This is a genomic window from Clostridium puniceum, from assembly GCF_002006345.1.
In the GTDB taxonomy this organism is placed as follows: Bacteria; Bacillota; Clostridia; order Clostridiales; family Clostridiaceae; genus Clostridium; species Clostridium puniceum.
The window spans coordinates 1-1,283 of record NZ_LZZM01000109.1 but is presented as its reverse complement, the minus strand read 5'-3'; the positions used below and the strand labels follow the sequence as shown (position 1 = coordinate 1,283).

The following is a 1,283-nucleotide window of genomic DNA, read 5'->3' as shown; positions in this document are numbered from 1 at the left end:
TTTAAGTTGCAACACCAAACCTAAGGAGGTTAATCTATGCTGACAACAATATTAAACCAAAATGAATCAATAAGCAACTATATTTTAGAGTTAAATCTACCATATTCTTCTGCGTTAAAGAATCATATGATAAATTTAGTTTCTGGAATAACCGTCACCGAAGGTAGTAAAAATCTCTCTTCAATTTATAGCAAACTTACTTGTAATAGGCACAGAAGTACAGGTTCAAGGTTTCTAGGCTCATACTCATGGAATCATGAGTATGTAACAGATGAACGAATATTTCATGCTATATCTGAAATCTCAAATACATCAAAAGATGATGATGTTGGATTTCTAATTATTGATGATACTTTAAGTAAAAAGGATACCTCCACAAAACATATAAAAGGTTTAGATTTTCATAATTCTCATTCAGATGGCAACAAACCTATGTGGTCTCATTGCTTGGTAACATCTCATTATAGAATTAATGATTATTCAATTCCTTTGAACTTTAAACAGTATCAACGTAAAAAAGTTTTTAAGAATAATCCTAAAAAGTTTAAGGATAAACAGCAACTAGCTATAGAATTAATAAATGAGTTTGCTCCAGCTACCAAAACTAATTATCTGCTGATTGATTCATGGTATACTTCAGCAAAAATTTTGCTTCACGGTTTAGTAAATGGTTGTCATAGCATAGGAAGAATTAAATCTAATAGAGTTATATATCCTGCAGGTATTAAAATTGGTGTTGATAAGTTTTCAAAGCATATTATGCCTAATGAAACTAGCGTTGTTACAGCTAGTAACAGTAAGTATTATGTTTATAGATATGAAGGAAAACTTAATGACATCGAAAACGCAGTTGTACTTATAAGTTGGAATAAACAAGACTTATCAGATAATCCTTGTTTTCTACTAAGCACCGATATATCATTAGATAATCAAACTATAATCTCTTACTATGAAAAACGCTGGAATATTGAAGTAAGCTACAGATATCTTAAATCAGCTCTTGGTTTTGATGAATTTCAGGTTGAATCCTCAAAATCAATAAATAGATATTGGAGCATGGTATTTCTAACATATACTTTTCTTGAGATTTTCAGAGTAAAAAATAGTAAGACTCTCAAATTAAAAACTTTAGGAGATACAATATCTTACTTCCGTAACAACTATTTGGTACAAATAGTTAGTTTTGCACACACCTGTGCGGATAACGGGATAAGTTTAGATTCAGTTATTTCCAAATTAGGACTAGTAGCTTAAATTTTTCCTATTTAGTGCACAAGTCTAGT

General features: G+C 30.2%; 1 protein-coding gene. It reads left to right on the top strand.

The window, feature by feature from the left end:
- Window positions 1-36: 36 nt before the first annotated feature.
- The gene (locus tag CLPUN_RS08540) at window positions 37-1,254 is read left to right on the top strand and encodes an IS701 family transposase (protein ID WP_077846879.1); all 1,218 of its coding nucleotides are present in this window, start codon (window positions 37-39) and stop codon (window positions 1,252-1,254) included.
- Window positions 1,255-1,283: the final 29 nt, after the last annotated feature.

Coding starts and splice junctions, on each gene's coding strand:
- CLPUN_RS08540 (WP_077846879.1), top strand. CDS start 37: ATGCTGACAACAATATTAAACCAAAATGAATCAATAAGCAACTATATT.